The following is a 16,549-nucleotide window of genomic DNA, read 5'->3' on the forward strand; positions in this document are numbered from 1 at the left end:
GGCTTTAGTTCGCGGTAAACAATTCAACCAATTCACGGCATAAATACCGTGCTACTAATGTCTGTAGCACGGGCTTTCGCTCGCGGTAAACAATTCAACCTATCCACGGCATAAATGCCGTGCTGCTAATGTCTGTAGCACGGGCTTTAGTTCGCGATAAACAATTCAACCAATTCACGGCATAAATACCGTGCTACTAATGTCTGTAGCACGGGCTTTAGTTCGCGGTAAACAATTCAACCAATTCACGGCATAAATACCGTGCTACTAATGTCTGTAGCACGGGCTTTAGCTCGCGGTAAACAATTCAACCTATCCACGGCATAAATGCCGTGCTGCTAATGTTTGTAGCACGGGTTTTGGCCCGTGGTGACCAATTCAACCAATCCACGGCATAAACGCCGCGCTACTAATGTCTGTAGCACGGGCCTTAGCCCGTGGCGAACATCAAGTTCCACAACGCTTTTTTTACCGGCGACAAAATATTGTATCTAATCAGCAATCAACGTAAACTGCGCGCCAGAGCTGGTCAAGACAATCGCCGCTTTGTTACCTTTTAGGTTTTCAAAGGGGAGGAAAGTCCGGGCTCCAACGGGCAGGGTGCCAGATAACGTCTGGGCGGCGTGAGCCGACGACAAGTGCAGCAGAGAGGATACCGCCTAAGCGCGTAAGCGCCGGTAAGGGTGAAAGGGTGCGGTAAGAGCGCACCGGGCCACTGGTAACAGTTGGTTGCAAGGTAAACTCCACCCGGAGCAAGACCAAATAGGGTTCCTTATGGTGCGGCCCGCATCGGAACCGGGTAGGTTGCTTGAGCCAGTGAGCGATTGCTGGCCTAGATGAATGATTGTTAATCTCTTTGAGAAATACAGAACCCGGCTTAATGACCAGCTCTAACTTTTCCCGCTTTATTTGTTTTTCCTTAAATAAACCTTCTAAGTACATAAAAATTATAGAGTTATTAAAGTGAATGGGGTAAATTCAGTTAAATGGGTTTATGTCGGCACCTGTATTATTAATTCGCTTTATATTAGGAACGTAAATGAAAGGAACTATTCTCGATTTTCAGCCAGACTCTAAACAAGGTGTGATCTGCGCCGAAAATAAACGTTTTACCTTTAGTATGGATGAATGGAAATACAGTCAGTCGGCTCGTCCTGGACAACATGTTGAATTTAGTGCGCACTTGGGAAAAGCGAAAGAAATCAAGGCACTTTATAAAGCACCAAATGCAATCGTACTAGCATCAGACGCCGAAAATGCAGTTAAACGATCAAAATGTGCCGTGGCGTCTTTACTGTTTGGTATCCTTAGTCTATTTTTCTTTAGCTCTTTATTGGCGGTGATCTTTGGTCACATAGCTCGCTCTAAAATACGTCACAGTCATGGTAAATTGATAGGTAACAAAATGGCTCTGTGGGGGTTATGGTTAGGATATATCGGTATCATTATTAATATTATTTTCTTTATTATCCTTGCCGCACAATCAGGTAGTGGATATTGAAAAAGGCAATATTTCGCCATACTGCCCTATTGTTGCCGTTTTATCAGGATACATAATTGAGCCATCCAAATTGCTGTTAAACAGTCACTATCATTTAATCTAATTGTGTTTTTATGATTCTTGATTAACTATCTGAATTTATTAGCTAAATTAACGGTTGTTTAGTTGCTTCTTAATGTGCTCAAAACGTCCGAACAGATACTTGTAGTGCCTGTGATGGTTATCGCTGTTGGCACACAATCTGCTAATTCATTCGCATAATCATCTGTTTTGAATTGACCATTGATATGCAAATATATTCCCAACCACTTTCTTTATTTGATTATATCGGTAATCAAACCCAATCGAATCAAGATCTTGAAAATATTGCCCAAGCTAATAAACAAGATATTAAAGGTGGTTTAGCTGTTTTAAACACTGGCTTAGCTAATCAAGAATTTGAAGAAACCTTAAAGTTACTTGAAAAAGGTGAAATCGACTTAGACTTGAATACTGTCGAAAATTACTATCAATTTAATCAGAATAAATTGAACAAGGAAATCGAACAATTATTTGCCCAGTATGACGGCATAGACAGCCTTAAAATTAGTGTCGAGAACGAAAAGCTAACCGTCATTGGTGACAGCCCATCCGCTGAATCATTACAAGGTTATCTTGATCGCGATAGTCGACTAAACGACTTAGTACAACAAACTTCAAAATTATCCCAGTTTGTTGAATGGGGTAAAGCTAAAGAGCAAGCGGCAGTTTATCAGCAGGAAAATATGCCAGAAGAGACACTTATTGATTATTTAAAAGAAGCCAGAGACGTAGTCAACAATGTAAATGAACTCACTGTGACTGCAACAGGTGGGGATTTTGCCTCTCACGGTCATACCGATATACTAACTAAAAAGTATTCTACCTCTGAAAACTAAATACTTTTAAAAACCAGCACTGATATTCATTAATCCGCTTTTCGTTATCTTTGTCATTGAATTTATGTCGATGCGGGCATTTTTGATTTATATTAATGTTTGCGACATTTTATTCGAATAAAATGCTGTTTAGTCTTTAGTCTAATTGTTAATCAATAAAGAAGTAGGGTAGATTGGTTAAAATATATACCTTTATTCATATTGGTTATCCAAAATTCATTCAGAGGTTGATATCAACAAGACCATTATCCCGACAATACTCGATATAGAGGCCAGTGGTTTTGGGAGCCATAGTTATCCAATTGAGGTGGGCGTTGTGACTTATTTGTCGCAGCGCTATTGTCGATTGATACAACCAGAAGCTGATTGGCATCATTGGACACAGGAAGCTGAGGACCTACACGGTATTTCTCGAGATGTATTACTGCAAAAAGGTACTGCTGCATCCCAAGTATGCGAAGATTTGAATAACCTTTTGAGAGGTCAAACCGTTTATTCTGATGGTTGGGTGGTGGACTACCCTTGGCTGATCAAACTTTTTAGTGCTGGTAAACAGCACATGAAATTCAAATTTAGTCCGTTAGAAAATATTCTGTCTGAAAAACAAATGGAACTTTGGCATGATACCCAAGAGAACTTAGTTAAAAGTATGGATTGTCGACGTCACAGGGCCAGTTGTGACGCAGAGTTAGTTCAGAACGTATATATGCAAACTCAGCACGATACTGAACTGACTAACTCTACTTCATTTCATTTTTAATGTTTAGCTGCGTACTCTTCTACTTCACGCCAAACGCGAAGTAAATTTGTTCCGAGTATTTTAGCAATATCAGATTCGCTATAACCCTTATCCAATAGGCCTTGAACTAAGTTTGGATAAGCAGATACATCTTTCAAACCTATGGGCAATGAATCGCCAACACCATCGTAATCTGAACCAATACCAACATGATCAATGCCAACCAATTTGACAACATGGTCGACGTGCTCCACGACCGTATCAACATTGGCATAGGGGAAAGGATTGTTTTTGAAATACTGTTCTTCAAAATTCTCTAACTCAGCACTGTCTGCACCAAACTCCTCTTCAATGGCTTTACGCTTTTCACCCATAGTGATGCGCCAACCTCTGGACACTTGGTCGACAAAGGTAGAACCGAAATTGATCATGACTACACCGCCGTTTTCGGCCAAGGCCACTAACATTTCGTCGGTCATATTACGTTCAAAACCCGGAGTAAAGCGGCGCAAGGATGAATGGGAAGCAATAACTGGCGCTTTACTCAACTCTATTACTTGGTAAAAGGCATCATCTGAGACATGGGAAATATCTATCATAATTCCGATGTTGTTCATTTCGCCAACCAGTTCTTTACCAAATGGGCTCAGGCCTTTCCATTTTTTGCGAAGATCGTATGAAGAATCGGAAATGTGATTGGCTAATGAATGGGCTAAGGTGATATATCGGATACCGCGGTCATAGAAGGTTTTCAGGTTTTCCATGTCTCCTTGCAGCGGTGAACCATTCTCCATACCCATAGGCAAAGAGATTAAGCCTTGAGCAAATTGTTTTTCAACATCAGCTGGTGATTTTGCTATGGCAAACTTATCTGGGGCTCTACCTACGATGGCTTCAACGTAATCAATTAATTTGTGAGCTAAGGCCGTGGATTTTGGGGAGTCATCTAAAGATGCTGGAATATAAATTGACATAAAAGGAGCGTTTAGTCCGCCTGCTTTAGCTCTAGGGTAATCGAAATCCCCAGAATCAGTGGCGACAGTCACATCTTCCCATTTTTGCTGTAGACGATAAGGTACATCAATGTGACCATCGACTAAAATATATTTTTGAGTCAGTTCAGTGGCTTTTTTTGAAGCATGAAATTCACTATCAGACGCAGTGACACAACCGCTCAATGCCAACGCTATACAAATCCATAAACTCTTTTTCATACTATCTGTTCCTTATTATTTTACGATTAGACGATTGTTCTAAAGACGCGCTGTTTCAAAAGCGTGTGGTTATAAATTTTTGTGCTTCTTTTAACGCTGTAGCACGGTTATTTGGATTTACTTAAATGTCTGCAGCTTTAGTTGTTTCCGTCCAAGGCTAGTTAAACCCCAAGCAACTTCATTGCTTGATTTACCTTATCAATACAGCAAATCACGTTAACTGTAAGCAATGTATCAGTGTGACTAACAAAGTGATGGAAAAGTTGAGTGTTAAAGCCTGATTAACTTAAGCCTCACCGAGGTATCTAAAGCTGCGACAAACTATCCCGTATTTTTTAGTTGAAAACAAGGTGATAGGCTAAGCAAGACCTGAGGATTGTTAAATATAGTTTCCAACTTTGGTCTTTTATCGCCTACCATTGTACTGAATATGCTCAACGGTTTACTCATAAACCTGTCCGCGGGGGAAAATTGAATTAATGAATATTATTGATATGGCTCGAAACCATGAACTTACGTAAAAGTAATATTGCAAAACTTCCGCAAGATACTTTTGACGTGCTTATTGTGGGAGGCGGGATCAATGGCGCAGTGTCAGCAGCGGCGTTGTCGGCCAAAGGAGCCAAAGTTGCGTTAATCGATAAAGGTGACTTTGCTGGTTCCACGAGTTCAAATTCATCCAATCTTGCTTGGGGGGGGATTAAGTATCTTGAGAGCTTTGAATTTGGATTGGTTAATAAACTATGTAAAAGCCGCAATCATTTAATGAGGCATTATCCATCCACAGTTCAAGAGATTCGTTTTTTCACCAGCATTCAACGGGGATTTCGTTTCTCACCTGCATTCATTTATATGGGAACCCTTTTATATTGGCTGATGGGGCGCTTTTTCACAAAAATGCCTAAATATTTGTCCTGTGAAAAGATCAAACAAATGGAAAGTATTATCAATACCGAGCATATATCTGGCGGATTTGAATACTCAGATGCTTATTTACATGATAATGATGCGAGGTTTGTGTTCAATTTCGTTCGCTCTAGCATGAGTTATGGGTGCATTGCCGCCAACTATGTAGGGCTAGAACATTCCCGCAAAGTCGACGGATTATGGTTAAGTGAAGTGACCGAACAGATCAGTGGCGAAAAGATAGAAATTCGCTCGAAGGCTATTATTAACGCAACAGGCCCTTTTGTTGACCAAATAAATCAAATGAATAAACAAACAACGGAGCACCACCATGTATTTTCCAAAGGTGTGCACCTAATCGTCGACAAAATCACTGACAGTCATAAAGTGCTGACGTTTTTTGCTGATGATGGCCGATTGTTTTTTGTGATCCCCATGGGACCCAAAACCTGTATTGGCACCACTGATACACAAGTTCCCAGTCCGAATACGCAAGTCTCTGAGCAAGATAGAGCATTTATCTTGTCGAACGTTAATAAACTATTGGCCCTAGCTAAACCTCTGACTAAAAATGACATCATTGCAGAACGATGTGGAGTAAGACCTTTGGCTATCAAAGGAAGCGGAGGGAAAGCCGATTGGGTTAAATTGTCCCGTAAACACGCAATTGATGTTGATAAAGACAATCACTATTTATCTATATTTGGTGGTAAGTTGACAGATTGCCTTAACGTCGGTGATGAAGTCTGTGAGTTGATAGAGTCCTTTAATATTCCATTAGCTTACAAAGATTATAAATGGTACGGCGAACCTGGAGAGGCCGTAAAACGCGAGTTTTTCCATCGGGCTAAACTGATGGGGTTTGATGAGCTTACACCTGCAAGTTCCTCCGAGCCTCTGTCTCAACGTTTTTGGAGGAGGTACGGACGTAACGCGATTAATATGCTGGAAAGCATTCGTGAAAATCCTGCTATGGGTAAGCTATTAATTGAAAACAGCGAGTATCTGCGGGTTGAAGTTGAACATGCCGCTAATCGAGAGATGATAACAACCTTAGATGATTTTTTGCGGCGGCGCTCAAAAATAGCCTTAGTTGTCTCCCAGCAAGATATCTTGCAAGCCCCAGGGCTAAAAGAAGCATGTGAAATTCTGTTTGGCGATGAGGCTGAGGCTAAATTGGCAGAATATATTGCCACAGTCGTTAATTCTGCATAATTTTGCTGGTATGCACAATTTTTAACAAACTATTTCTAATTTAAGCTTTTTGGGTGGTGACTTCCCAGCCCAAATAAAACATACTTGCACACTTTCTGGCACAAGCTGACTTATATTTTACAGCGCTCAGGCAGTGCAAAGAGCAAGTAAAGTGTTTGAAAGTGATTTTAATCTCCGTCGTGTTTTCCCCACGGAGCATCATTTAAAAGAGAACAAGAAGTAATGAAAACGAATTATATTCCACTGGATAAAAATAAACATAGCGCGCTAAAAGTAAAGACGCAGCATAACTTTGAATTTGCCAAAGAGACTCATTTAGCATCAGCTTCCTTACGTGAGTTCGCTCAAATTGCCAGTTGTATGCCTATTGCCTTTATTAAGGATCAACCTTCAGGTAATTTCCATTCAATTGCTATGTTAGGTTTGGAGCAAGGTACTAATTTATATTTCAAAGATGACAAATGGTTAGGCCATGTTATGCCTTTGAATATTCAACGCTATCCTTTCGATGTGCGCCCTGACGGTGACAAATTAGGCGTTTACATCGACGAAAACAGTGTTCTGGTTGGTGAAGAAGAAGGCGAAAGCTTGTTCACAGCAGAAGGCGAACCAACAGATTATTTGAAAAATCGTCAAGACCTTCTGGGTGAAATTACCAATAGTGAATTGGCAACTCAGCGTTTTGTTAAAAAGATCGTTGAATTAGATTTGCTTGATGCTGTGCAATTAAATGTTCAATATGCTAGTGGCGAAAAGCGTGCTGTTACCGGTATTTTCACGATCAATGAAAAACGTCTGAATGAGTTATCTGACGAAATTATTATTGAATTGAAAAACAGCGGTTTTCTTGGTGCTATCTACACGGCAATGTTATCACTCACTCAACTAAACCGTTTAGCCCAATTGTCAGTGAACACCGACAAGCCAATTCGCGCAATTCAAATAAGTTTAGTTGACGATGCTAAAAAAGAGACAGCTAAAGAAGAAGCGCCAAGCGCGTAAAACGTTATCACGTTTTTGATATAGCTAAACAAAAGCCAACAGTACATTACTGTTGGCTTTTTTGTTTAACTTGGTAACTTGTCCGCGAGACGAAAGGTGTATTGGCTAGCAAAGTCGCACTTGGAAAAGCCGCTTGATTGGGGCTGTTCGGATAGAATTGGGATTCAATACAAAAGCCATGATAGGCAGCGTATTTAGTGTTATTTTTTCCTAGGGTATTCTCACCTAAAAAATTGCCAGTATAAATTTGTGCCCCCGGCATGGTCGTTTCCGTCACTAATGTTCGGCCAGATTTTGGCTCAGTCACTTGTGCGACCAATTGCAGTTTTTGTTGATCTTGTGAGAATCCATCCACACACCAATTGTGGTCAAGACCACTGGCCGCTTTGATTTCTTCATCTTGCTGTTTAATCGCTTTACCAAAAGGAGTTGGCTGACGTAAATCAAAAGCCGTATTATCGACTGATCTAATTTCTCCGGTTGGAATCGCATTTTCATCTGCTGGCGTGTAAAAATTGGCAGATAGGGTAATTTGTTGATCAAAAATACCGCCTGAGTCATGCCCAGCTAAATTAAAATAACTATGTTGAGTGGGGTTGAATACAGTATCTTGATTGCAAAGCCCACGGTATTCAATGGTTAATCGGTCTTCTTGATCGAGTGTGAAAATAACATCTACAGTGAGGGTTCCAGGAAAGCCTTGATCACCATCTTCACTTATTAAACTCAAGGTAATACTTGGATCTGGACGCTCAAGCAAATTACTAACTGACCAAATTCGATTATGGAATCCGTCAACCCCACCGTGTAGGCAATTACCTTGTAAATTTGTGCTGACCGAGTATTGCTTTTCAGCTATTTTAAATAGCCCTTTTTCGATTCGATTTGCATAGCGACCTACTGTTCTGCCTAAATAACTTTGATCAGATAAATAGTCATCCACACTATCAAAGCCTAAAACAATATCTACGTTGGGATCGGTAGCTAATGTCCACGATCGAATAATTGCTCCTAAGGTCAATATTTCAACTGACATACCGTTTTTGTTGGTCAAAATGTAACTATCTACTACTTGGCCATCGGGCATTTTTCCAAATTGATTTGTATCGATCATACTTCATCTCTCCCTGCTTAGGTTGGTTGATCAACGGCTTGCCATAGTTAGCCAATCACTATTCTATTGGGACACGAAATTCTCAATAAACTGCGTAATACTGAGTATCTTAATATAAGTTGACGCCTAGCTTATTATAAAAAAAACTATCCTCATGATTATTTTGCGTTTTTTAGAATAAGAAGGAAATTTCAAGTAAGATTTTTTAGCTTATTTTAAATCTAATGGATCCTCGATTTTCACTGTACATAAAAACAGCTTTGAAGGCTTTCTTTATATATATCAGCCGCTTTCGTCTAGCCCTTAGTTTAATTGGTATTCGCGGCTTCTCTTTAACCCGTTTTTTGTCCTTGACAATGGGGTTAGTGGAAACCTAAACTCTCATTTGTGGGTAATTGTGGCAGAAAGTGGATCAAAGTGATCTTAATGTGTTGCAAACTGATGCTAAAAAAATAATAAAAGCAAACTAATAACAAAGGCTAGGGGATATGTTCCGCGGCGCTAACGCAATCAATCTAGACGTAAAAGGCAGGGTGGCGATACCTACACGGTATCGGCAGTTGTTGCTAGATGATTGTCAGGGACAACTGGTTTGCACAATCGATACACAGCAAAGCTGTCTGCTACTTTACCCACTTCCTGAATGGGAAGAGATTGAGCTTAAACTTAGTAAACTTTCTAGCATGATACCTCAAGAACGCCGCTTACAGCGACTTCTTTTGGGTTACGCGATGGAAGGCGAAATGGACAAGAATGGTCGCTTTCTGTTGTCGGCTCCACTTCGTCAACACGCCAACTTGGGCAAAGAAATTATGCTAGTAGGACAACTTAATCGCTTCGAAATTTGGGATGCGCAAATATGGCAGCAACAGGTTCATCAGGATATTGAAACTGAAAAAGGTGGCGAATTTGAATTGACTGAGCGTTTACAGGACTTCTCACTTTGATTACTGAAAACCAATCGTCACAAACTTTGCACCGCTCAGTGTTGCTGGATGAATCCATTGAGGGGTTGGATATCAAGCCCGATGGCATTTATATGGATGCCACTTTTGGACGTGGTGGTCACACTGAAAAAGTGTTGCAGAAGTTGTCGGCCAATGGACGCTTGATTGCACTTGACCGTGACCCTTACGCGATTGAAGCGGCAAAACGTTTTGCCGATGACAGCCGTTTTTGTATTGAACATGTGGCATTTTCGAATATCGAAGAGGTGGCACTCAAACATCAGGTATTGGGCAAAGTCGACGGTATATTGATGGATCTTGGGGTGTCTTCGCCGCAGTTAGATGACGCGCAACGAGGTTTTAGTTTTATGCGCGAAGGTCCATTAGATATGCGCATGGACACCAGCAAAGGTATTAGTGCAGCTCAATGGCTGGCAAAAGCCGAAGAAGATGACATTACTCAGGTTATCAAAGAGTTTGGTGAAGAAAAATTTGGTAAACGAATTGCTCATGCAATTGTCAATAGCCGTGATGAATTTCCGTTAACGACAACATTGCAATTAGCAAAGTTAGTCGATGAAGCGGTGCCGGTTAAAGATAAATATAAACATCCTGCGACCCGTACTTTTCAGGCAATTCGTATTTATATTAATAGCGAATTAGATGAAGTTCGGGACGGGCTTAAAGGTGCATTAGCGTGCCTTTCTTCTGGAGGACGACTGGCAGTGATCAGTTTTCATTCGTTAGAAGATCGATTGGTAAAACGCTTTATGCGCGAACAAAGTCGCGGCATGCAGGTTCCAGCCCGTATGGCAATTACGCAGGCACAAATAGATGCAACACGGGCAATGAAATTAATAGGCAAGGCGACTAAGCCCAGCGAGTATGAAATTAAAGTGAATGCGAGGTCGCGAAGTTCGGTGTTAAGGGTGGCTCAGAAGCTGTGACAGAGACTAGGACCAACTTCAATTTGGTCAACTTAATCTTCACCGAACTAGCCCGTCATCCGATACGGGTTTTGTTGTTTTTAATGGTATTGATAAGTGCGTTCGCAGTGATCATGAGTGCGCACCATAATCGGCAGATGTCGATTGCTTTAGAGCAGTTGATGCAAGAACAAGATCAATTAGATATCCAGTGGCGTCATCTTATTTTAGAACAGGGTGCACTAACGGATCATAACCGCATTGAAGTGGCGATGAAAAAGCAACTTAATATGCACAGACCAAGTCCAGAAAATGAAATTGTGGTGCGCTTGAAATGACGAAGGCTAGGACTAAACAAGCTAAGAAAAACATTGCTCCAAGTATGGTGCAATGGCGTTTCATAGTGGTTGTTGGTGCCATATTAGCCGTGTTTGCAGTGTTAACTGTCAGAGCCGCTTATATTCAGGTAATTAATCCTGATCAACTAATTGAAGAAGGCGATAACCGTACGCTTCGAGTACGGAATAATGAAGTTTATCGTGGCTTGATCACTGACAGAAACGGTGAGCAATTAGCGGTAAGTGTGCCTGCAAAAGCGGTATGGGCACATCCACCTACAGTCACAGATCCAGAAAAAGGCGCACTAGCTGACACTCGCAGATGGCAAGCACTTGCAGAGGTGTTGGGTCAGGATGTGGATAAGTTGATTAAAAAAGCCAGCAACGAAAATAGCAAATTTGTTTATTTGCAACGCCAAGTGTCTCCGGCAATGGCAACGTTTGTGAAGAAGCTAAATATTCCCGGCGTATACCTTGTCAACGAATCTCGCCGTTATTATCCAGCGGGCGAAGCTTCTGCTCATGTGGTCGGTTTCACCAATGTGGATGATCAGGGAATTGAGGGGATTGAGAAGTTATATGATGAATACCTTTCGGCAACCCCAGACTCCAGAACGATCCGTCGCGATGCTAAAGGCCGTCAAGTTGAAATTCTTGAACAAGAAGAAGGAAAAGATCCCCAAGATATCCAACTTACTATTGATCAACGGATTCAAGCGCTTGCATATCGTGAATTAAAATCAGCAGTGCATTTTTATCGCGCTACATCTGGCTCTGTGGTAGTTGCGGATGTAAACACCGGTGAAATATTAGCGATGGTAAATAGTCCATCTTTCAATCCTAATAATCGCCAAGGTGTATCCCCTCGAAAAATTCGAAACAGAGCCATTACCGATACCTTTGAGCCAGGTTCCTCAGTTAAACCTTTGGCTGTAGTGAGCGCCTTAGAGTTTGGTTCTGCTGATACTGAGACGATTATAGATACCTCTCCAGGCTGGCGACGTCTTGGCGGAAGTATTGTTCGTGATTCCCGTAATTATGGCAAATTGACGTTGCAGCAAATCATTCAAAAATCCAGCAATATCGGTACATCCAAGCTGGCTTTATCGGTGCCTAAAGAGTTCCTGCTAGATACTTATTACAACATGGGATTGATGAGTGAAACGGGAACTAATTTAATTGGTGAACAGGGTGGTCTTTTCAACGAACAGCGAAGATGGTCAAAATTTGAATTGTCTACGTTGTCGTTCGGTTATGGATTATCTGTTACCACTATGCAATTAGCCCGGATGTACTCCATCTTAGGTAACGGCGGCATTAAGCAGCCACTGAGTATTGTCATGTCAGATGAACAGAAAATGACAGAAAGAGTCATTAGTGAAGAGAATGCCCATCGTGTATTAATCATGATGGAGAGTGTACTTGAAGACGGCGGCTCTGGTCGCAAGGCTCGAGTACCTGGATATCGCGTTGCAGGTAAAACAGGCACAAGCCGCAAAGCCATTAAAGGCGGATACGGTGAGCAATATGTGAATATTTTTGCTGGTGTAGCGCCTGTATCGGATCCACAACTGGCCGTGGTTGTGCTAATTAACGAGCCAAAAGGTGATTTGTATTATGGCGGCGATACTGCTGCCCCTGTTTTTAGCACTATTATGGCCAATACATTGCAATTGTTGAATGTGCCGCCCGATGCCAAAAACGTCTCCTCAATCGCTAAACGAGGAGAGCAATAATGCAGCAGTTTCAGGCAATTAATAATATTAAAGCGGTACTCGCTAAATTTCAGATTGATGCACCCGATGTACAAGTCAGCGAGCTAGTATTAGACAGTCGTGAAGTGGCGGTTCACAGTGTTTTTGTGGCAATAAAGGGACATCAATTAGACGGACGAGATTTTATCCCGCAGGCAATTAGCCTTGGTGCAAAACTGATACTGCAAGAAGTTGAGCAACCGCAACTTCATGGCGAAATTGAAATGCGCGAGCAAAGTATTTTGATTTCGTTTTATCAGTTAGGTCAAAAGCTATCTTTGCTAGCCGCCGCATTTTATGGTTCACCGGCTCAATACTTAGATGTGATTGGCGTAACGGGCACAAACGGTAAAACTTCGGTTGTGCAATTAATCAGTCAATTGCGTTTCTTATGTGGCGACGTATCAGCTTCGATTGGTACTTTGGGCGCGGGATTGTACAGCGTAGACAACTATCAATTAGAAAAAACCCTTAACACCACGCCAGATGCCTGCCAGGTACAAAAATCATTGGCTAAGTATGTGGGTTTGGGTGCCAAACAAGTTGCCTTAGAAGCGTCCTCTCATGCATTAGTTCAAGATCGCATTCAAGGGCTTAAAATGGACGTGGCGGTATTTACTAATTTGACTCGTGACCACTTGGACTATCACGGGGACATGACCGAATATGCCAAGGCAAAACGCCAATTACTTAATCAGCCAGAACTGAAAAATCTGGTGTTAAATGCTGATGATCCAGAAACCGCTAATTGGATTAGTGCTGCTTCAAAACAACAAAAAATCACGTTGTTTTCGACCCAATTGAGTGCCGAAAATGTGGCCGATACACAGCAATATTGTTTCGCCAGTAATATTCAATACGATCAACGCGGATTGTCTTTTCAATTGAATTCATCATGGGGAAATGCGGACATCCATTGTGGTCTATTAGGTAAGTTCAATGTAGCCAATTTACTGGCCGCAATCGCTAGCCTTCTAGTCTTAGGCTTATCGCTGCCAAAATTAGCGAAGTTGTGTAAAAAATTAAAACCCGTCGCTGGACGGATGGAGTTATTTGAACACCCTAAGGCTGGCAATCTCATCGTCGACTTCGCACATACTCCAGATGCGTTAGAGCAGGCCTTGAAATCAGCGAGAGTACATAGTCAAAAGCAACTTATTTGTGTGTTTGGATGTGGTGGCGACAGAGATAAAGGTAAACGCCCATTAATGGCAGCGGCAGCCGAGCAATATAGTGATCAAATTATTATCACCTCAGACAATAGTCGCTCTGAACCTTCTTCCTCAATTTTTGCCGATATACTTGCCGGAATAACGGACCAAAGCAAAGTCAAAGTAGAAACGGATCGTAAAAAAGCGATTCAATTAGCTATAGCGCAGAGTCAGAAAGGCGATCTGATTGTGGTTGCTGGCAAAGGACATGAAACAGCACAAGTCATCGGCCAACAGAGTCTGCCATACGATGAACGAAACTACGTTAACACTCTGTGTGTGGGGGAAATGTAATGATTGAAGTATCTCTTGATTGGATAGCACAACAAACAAGCGGACAGCTGGTTGGAGATAATGCAAATGTGTCTGGCGTAAGCACAGACACAAGAAGTTTAGTGCAAGGGGATGTTTTCATTGCTTTGGTCGGCCCTAATTTTGATGGTCACAAATTTATTGATGAAGCAGCCAAAAATGGTGCGGCAGCGTTTATCGTGTCACAAAATATCGACACCCATTTACCCTATATTTTAGTCGAAGACAGCAAACTTGCTTTAGGCGCATTGGGCGCTGCGGTAAAACAAAAAGTTGCACCCAAAACTGTGGGAATTACCGGTAGTAGCGGCAAAACAACCGTGAAAGAAATGGTTGCCGGAATTTTGTCTCGGATCGGAAACGTATTGGCCACCAACGGAAACTTCAACAACGATATTGGCGTGCCTCTGACATTATTAAGATTGCAACAGAATCACGATTTTGCAGTAATCGAAATGGGTGCTAATCACTTAGGTGAGATTGCCTATACCACTAATTTAGTGAAGCCCGACGTGGCGACAATCGTCAATGCAGCTGCGGCTCACCTAGAGGGTTTTGGTAGTTTACTGGGCGTTGCCCGTGCTAAAAGTGAAATTTTTAGAGGGTTGAGTAGTAAAGGTACAGCAATCATTAATCGAGATAGCCAATTTAGCGATTTTTGGACTGGTAAGTTGAAAGAGTGCCATATTCAAGGTTTTTCAGTAAGCCAAGAAACCGATTTTTATGCACAGGATGTCACTTTGGGCATCGATGGTTGCGCGCAATTTATGTTGTGTACACCTAAAGGCAAGATTCATCTTACCTTAGCATTACCCGGAATTCACAATGTTGGCAATGCGCTAGTGGCAGCTGGATTGGCCATGAATGTTGGCGCCAATTTAGAAGATATTAAATTTGGTTTGCAAAATATGCAGCAAGTCAGTGGTCGACTGCAAGTCAAACAATTAACTAACCAAGTTAAAATTCTAGATGATACCTACAACGCAAATGTGGCATCGGTAAATGCAGCAATTGATTTACTTAGTAGTTTCAGCGGTTACCGTATTTTGATCTTGGGTGACATGGGCGAATTAGGTGAAAAAGCTCGTTATTACCACGAACTTGTTGGCGAATATGCTAATCAAAAAGGCATCGATAATTTAGTTACCTTAGGGATTTTGAGTCAGGCTGCGAGTGACGTATTTGGCGGTAAACATTTCAGTGATATTAATTTGTTAGTTGAACATATTAGTGCTTCTTTAGCGTCTGAGCAGCGAGATATTACCATTTTAGTAAAAGGCTCCAGAAGTGCCCGAATGGAAAGAGTCGTTAAAGCATTGGAGGAATCTCCTGTGGGAAAGTTTGAAAGAGTTAGGGAGCGAATTGCATGCTAATTTGGTTGGCTGAGTGGTTGCAGCAATATGATTCTGGGTTCAACGTATTCTCATACCTTACGTTGCGCGCAATCCTTAGCACACTTACCGCGCTATTGATGGCCGTATTAATTGGACCAAGCATGATTCGCTGGTTGCAAACGATGCAAATAGGTCAAACGGTGCGTGATGATGGGCCGCAAAGCCATTTGTCTAAATCCGGCACACCTACTATGGGTGGTTTGTTAATTTTAGCTGCAATTCTAACGAGTGCGTTGTTATGGGCAGACTTGAGCAACCGCTATGTTTGGGTTGTATTGTCGATTGTTGTCGGTTACGGGCTAATTGGATTTGTCGATGATTACCGCAAAGTCGTGCGTAAAGATCCCAAAGGTCTGATTGCCAAATGGAAGTACTTTTGGCAGTCAATTATTGCCATCGCGGTAGCGGTTTACTTATACGCAAATAGTCAAGATCCTGCCGAGACAGCTCTGCTAGTGCCTTTTTTCAAAGAAGTCATGCCGCAGCTTGGTATGTTTTTTATGGTAGTGGTGTATTTCACTGTGGTAGGCACCAGTAATGCAGTGAATCTTACCGACGGCCTAGATGGATTAGCAATAGTACCCACTATTTTGGTTGCAGGCGCGCTCGCTATTTTTGCTTATACCACCGGCAATATTAACTTTTCAGCGTACTTAAATATTCCCTATATTCCAGAAACCAGTGAATTAGTGATCGTTTGTACCGCGATTGTTGGTGCTGGATTAGGGTTTTTATGGTTTAACACCTACCCAGCCCAGGTGTTTATGGGAGATGTAGGCTCATTGGCGTTAGGCGGTACTTTGGGAATTATGGCGGTACTTGTTCGCCAAGAAATAGTGTTGATTATTATGGGTGGTGTATTTGTCGTTGAAACCTTGTCGGTGATATTGCAAGTGGGGTCCTTTAAATTACGTGGCAAACGCATATTTAGAATGGCACCTATACATCATCATTTTGAACTTAAAGGTTGGCCAGAACCAAGAGTCATCGTTAGGTTTTGGATTATTTCATTAATTTTAGTGCTAATCGGTTTAGCCACATTGAAGTTGAGATAAATAG

General features: G+C 41.7%; 14 protein-coding genes and 1 other RNA gene. 13 read left to right on the forward strand and 2 right to left on the reverse strand.

The genetic code is table 11. From position 1 onward, the window contains the following. Nucleotides 1-521 precede the first annotated feature (521 nt). The 4 genes from rnpB to Q4567_RS11775 all read left to right on the forward strand — a co-directional run bounded on the left by rnpB (nt 522) and on the right by Q4567_RS11775 (nt 3,178). Nucleotides 522-896: RNase P RNA component class A (gene rnpB / locus Q4567_RS11760), an RNA gene on the forward strand. Between the two features lie 143 nt (nt 897-1,039). Continuing rightward, a complete protein-coding gene (locus tag Q4567_RS11765; RefSeq protein WP_216046952.1) occupies nt 1,040-1,501 on the forward strand; it encodes a DUF4190 domain-containing protein in 462 nt (153 codons plus the stop codon). A 287-nt stretch (nt 1,502-1,788) separates the two neighbouring features. Beyond that, nucleotides 1,789-2,418, forward strand: a complete 630-nt coding sequence (locus tag Q4567_RS11770) for a hypothetical protein (RefSeq protein ID WP_216046951.1) — start codon at nt 1,789-1,791, stop codon at nt 2,416-2,418. 307 nt (nt 2,419-2,725) lie between these two features. Next, nucleotides 2,726-3,178, forward strand: coding sequence for a hypothetical protein (locus tag Q4567_RS11775; protein WP_303500500.1), 453 nt, complete (start codon nt 2,726-2,728; stop codon nt 3,176-3,178). Here the strand turns inward: Q4567_RS11775 and Q4567_RS11780 are convergent. Next, on the reverse strand, nt 3,175-4,371 hold the full coding sequence (locus Q4567_RS11780) for a dipeptidase (RefSeq protein WP_216046950.1): 1,197 nt from the start codon (nt 4,369-4,371) through the stop codon (nt 3,175-3,177). The two genes, Q4567_RS11775 and Q4567_RS11780, sit on opposite strands and share 4 nt — an antisense overlap. A gap of 507 nt (nt 4,372-4,878) precedes the next feature. Between Q4567_RS11780 and Q4567_RS11785 the strand changes: the two genes are divergently transcribed. Beyond that, the gene (locus Q4567_RS11785) at nt 4,879-6,492 is read left to right on the forward strand and encodes a glycerol-3-phosphate dehydrogenase/oxidase (RefSeq protein ID WP_216046949.1); all 1,614 of its coding nucleotides are present in this window, start codon (nt 4,879-4,881) and stop codon (nt 6,490-6,492) included. A gap of 222 nt (nt 6,493-6,714) precedes the next feature. Further along, nucleotides 6,715-7,494 (forward strand): SapC family protein, encoded by a 780-nt coding sequence (locus tag Q4567_RS11790; RefSeq protein WP_216046948.1) that lies wholly within the window; start codon nt 6,715-6,717, stop codon nt 7,492-7,494. Nucleotides 7,495-7,540: 46 nt separating this feature from the next. Here the strand turns inward: Q4567_RS11790 and Q4567_RS11795 are convergent, their stop codons facing one another. Continuing rightward, on the reverse strand, nt 7,541-8,608 hold the full coding sequence (locus tag Q4567_RS11795) for an aldose epimerase family protein (RefSeq protein ID WP_216046947.1): 1,068 nt from the start codon (nt 8,606-8,608) through the stop codon (nt 7,541-7,543). Between the two features lie 488 nt (nt 8,609-9,096). Between Q4567_RS11795 and mraZ the strand changes: the two genes are divergently transcribed. Genes mraZ through mraY form a run of 7 tightly spaced genes read left to right on the forward strand, consistent with a single transcriptional unit; the run spans nt 9,097 to nt 16,545 of the window. After that, nucleotides 9,097-9,555, forward strand: coding sequence for a division/cell wall cluster transcriptional repressor MraZ (gene mraZ, locus Q4567_RS11800; protein ID WP_216046946.1), 459 nt, complete (start codon nt 9,097-9,099; stop codon nt 9,553-9,555). Continuing rightward, a complete protein-coding gene (rsmH, locus tag Q4567_RS11805; protein WP_216046945.1) occupies nt 9,552-10,502 on the forward strand; it encodes a 16S rRNA (cytosine(1402)-N(4))-methyltransferase RsmH in 951 nt (316 codons plus the stop codon). Before mraZ ends, rsmH begins: the two co-directional genes overlap by 4 nt. Continuing rightward, entirely contained in the window at nt 10,499-10,819 is a 321-nt protein-coding gene (gene ftsL, locus Q4567_RS11810) for a cell division protein FtsL (protein ID WP_216046944.1), read from the forward strand. Before rsmH ends, ftsL begins: the two co-directional genes overlap by 4 nt. Beyond that, complete coding sequence (locus tag Q4567_RS11815; RefSeq protein WP_216046943.1) at nt 10,816-12,555, forward strand: penicillin-binding transpeptidase domain-containing protein; 1,740 nt, start codon at nt 10,816-10,818, stop codon at nt 12,553-12,555. Before ftsL ends, Q4567_RS11815 begins: the two co-directional genes overlap by 4 nt. Continuing rightward, entirely contained in the window at nt 12,555-14,078 is a 1,524-nt protein-coding gene (murE, locus tag Q4567_RS11820) for a UDP-N-acetylmuramoyl-L-alanyl-D-glutamate--2,6-diaminopimelate ligase (protein WP_303500502.1), read from the forward strand. Before Q4567_RS11815 ends, murE begins: the two co-directional genes overlap by 1 nt. Then, nucleotides 14,078-15,469 (forward strand): UDP-N-acetylmuramoyl-tripeptide--D-alanyl-D-alanine ligase, encoded by a 1,392-nt coding sequence (murF, locus tag Q4567_RS11825; protein ID WP_303500504.1) that lies wholly within the window; start codon nt 14,078-14,080, stop codon nt 15,467-15,469. Before murE ends, murF begins: the two co-directional genes overlap by 1 nt. Beyond that, nucleotides 15,463-16,545: a phospho-N-acetylmuramoyl-pentapeptide-transferase gene (gene mraY, locus Q4567_RS11830; RefSeq protein WP_216046940.1), complete on the forward strand. Its 1,083-nt coding sequence runs from the start codon at nt 15,463-15,465 to the stop codon at nt 16,543-16,545. The genes murF and mraY overlap by 7 nt, the downstream gene beginning before the upstream one ends. Nucleotides 16,546-16,549: the final 4 nt, after the last annotated feature.

The organism is Aliiglaciecola sp. 2_MG-2023, assembly GCF_030548145.1.
GTDB lineage: Bacteria > Pseudomonadota > Gammaproteobacteria > Enterobacterales > Alteromonadaceae > Aliiglaciecola > Aliiglaciecola lipolytica_A.

Bases quoted from the DNA above. Each gene is read 5' to 3' on its own strand.
- Q4567_RS11815 (WP_216046943.1), top strand. From the start codon at position 10,816: ATGACGAAGGCTAGGACTAAACAAGCTAAGAAAAACATTGCTCCAAGT.
- murE (WP_303500502.1), top strand. From the start codon at position 12,555: ATGCAGCAGTTTCAGGCAATTAATAATATTAAAGCGGTACTCGCTAAA.
- Q4567_RS11790 (WP_216046948.1), top strand. From the start codon at position 6,715: ATGAAAACGAATTATATTCCACTGGATAAAAATAAACATAGCGCGCTA.
- Q4567_RS11780 (WP_216046950.1), bottom strand. From the start codon at position 4,371: ATGAAAAAGAGTTTATGGATTTGTATAGCGTTGGCATTGAGCGGTTGT.
- mraY (WP_216046940.1), top strand. From the start codon at position 15,463: ATGCTAATTTGGTTGGCTGAGTGGTTGCAGCAATATGATTCTGGGTTC.
- murF (WP_303500504.1), top strand. From the start codon at position 14,078: ATGATTGAAGTATCTCTTGATTGGATAGCACAACAAACAAGCGGACAG.
- Q4567_RS11785 (WP_216046949.1), top strand. From the start codon at position 4,879: ATGAACTTACGTAAAAGTAATATTGCAAAACTTCCGCAAGATACTTTT.
- mraZ (WP_216046946.1), top strand. From the start codon at position 9,097: ATGTTCCGCGGCGCTAACGCAATCAATCTAGACGTAAAAGGCAGGGTG.
- Q4567_RS11770 (WP_216046951.1), top strand. From the start codon at position 1,789: ATGCAAATATATTCCCAACCACTTTCTTTATTTGATTATATCGGTAAT.
- Q4567_RS11765 (WP_216046952.1), top strand. From the start codon at position 1,040: ATGAAAGGAACTATTCTCGATTTTCAGCCAGACTCTAAACAAGGTGTG.
- Q4567_RS11795 (WP_216046947.1), bottom strand. From the start codon at position 8,608: ATGATCGATACAAATCAATTTGGAAAAATGCCCGATGGCCAAGTAGTA.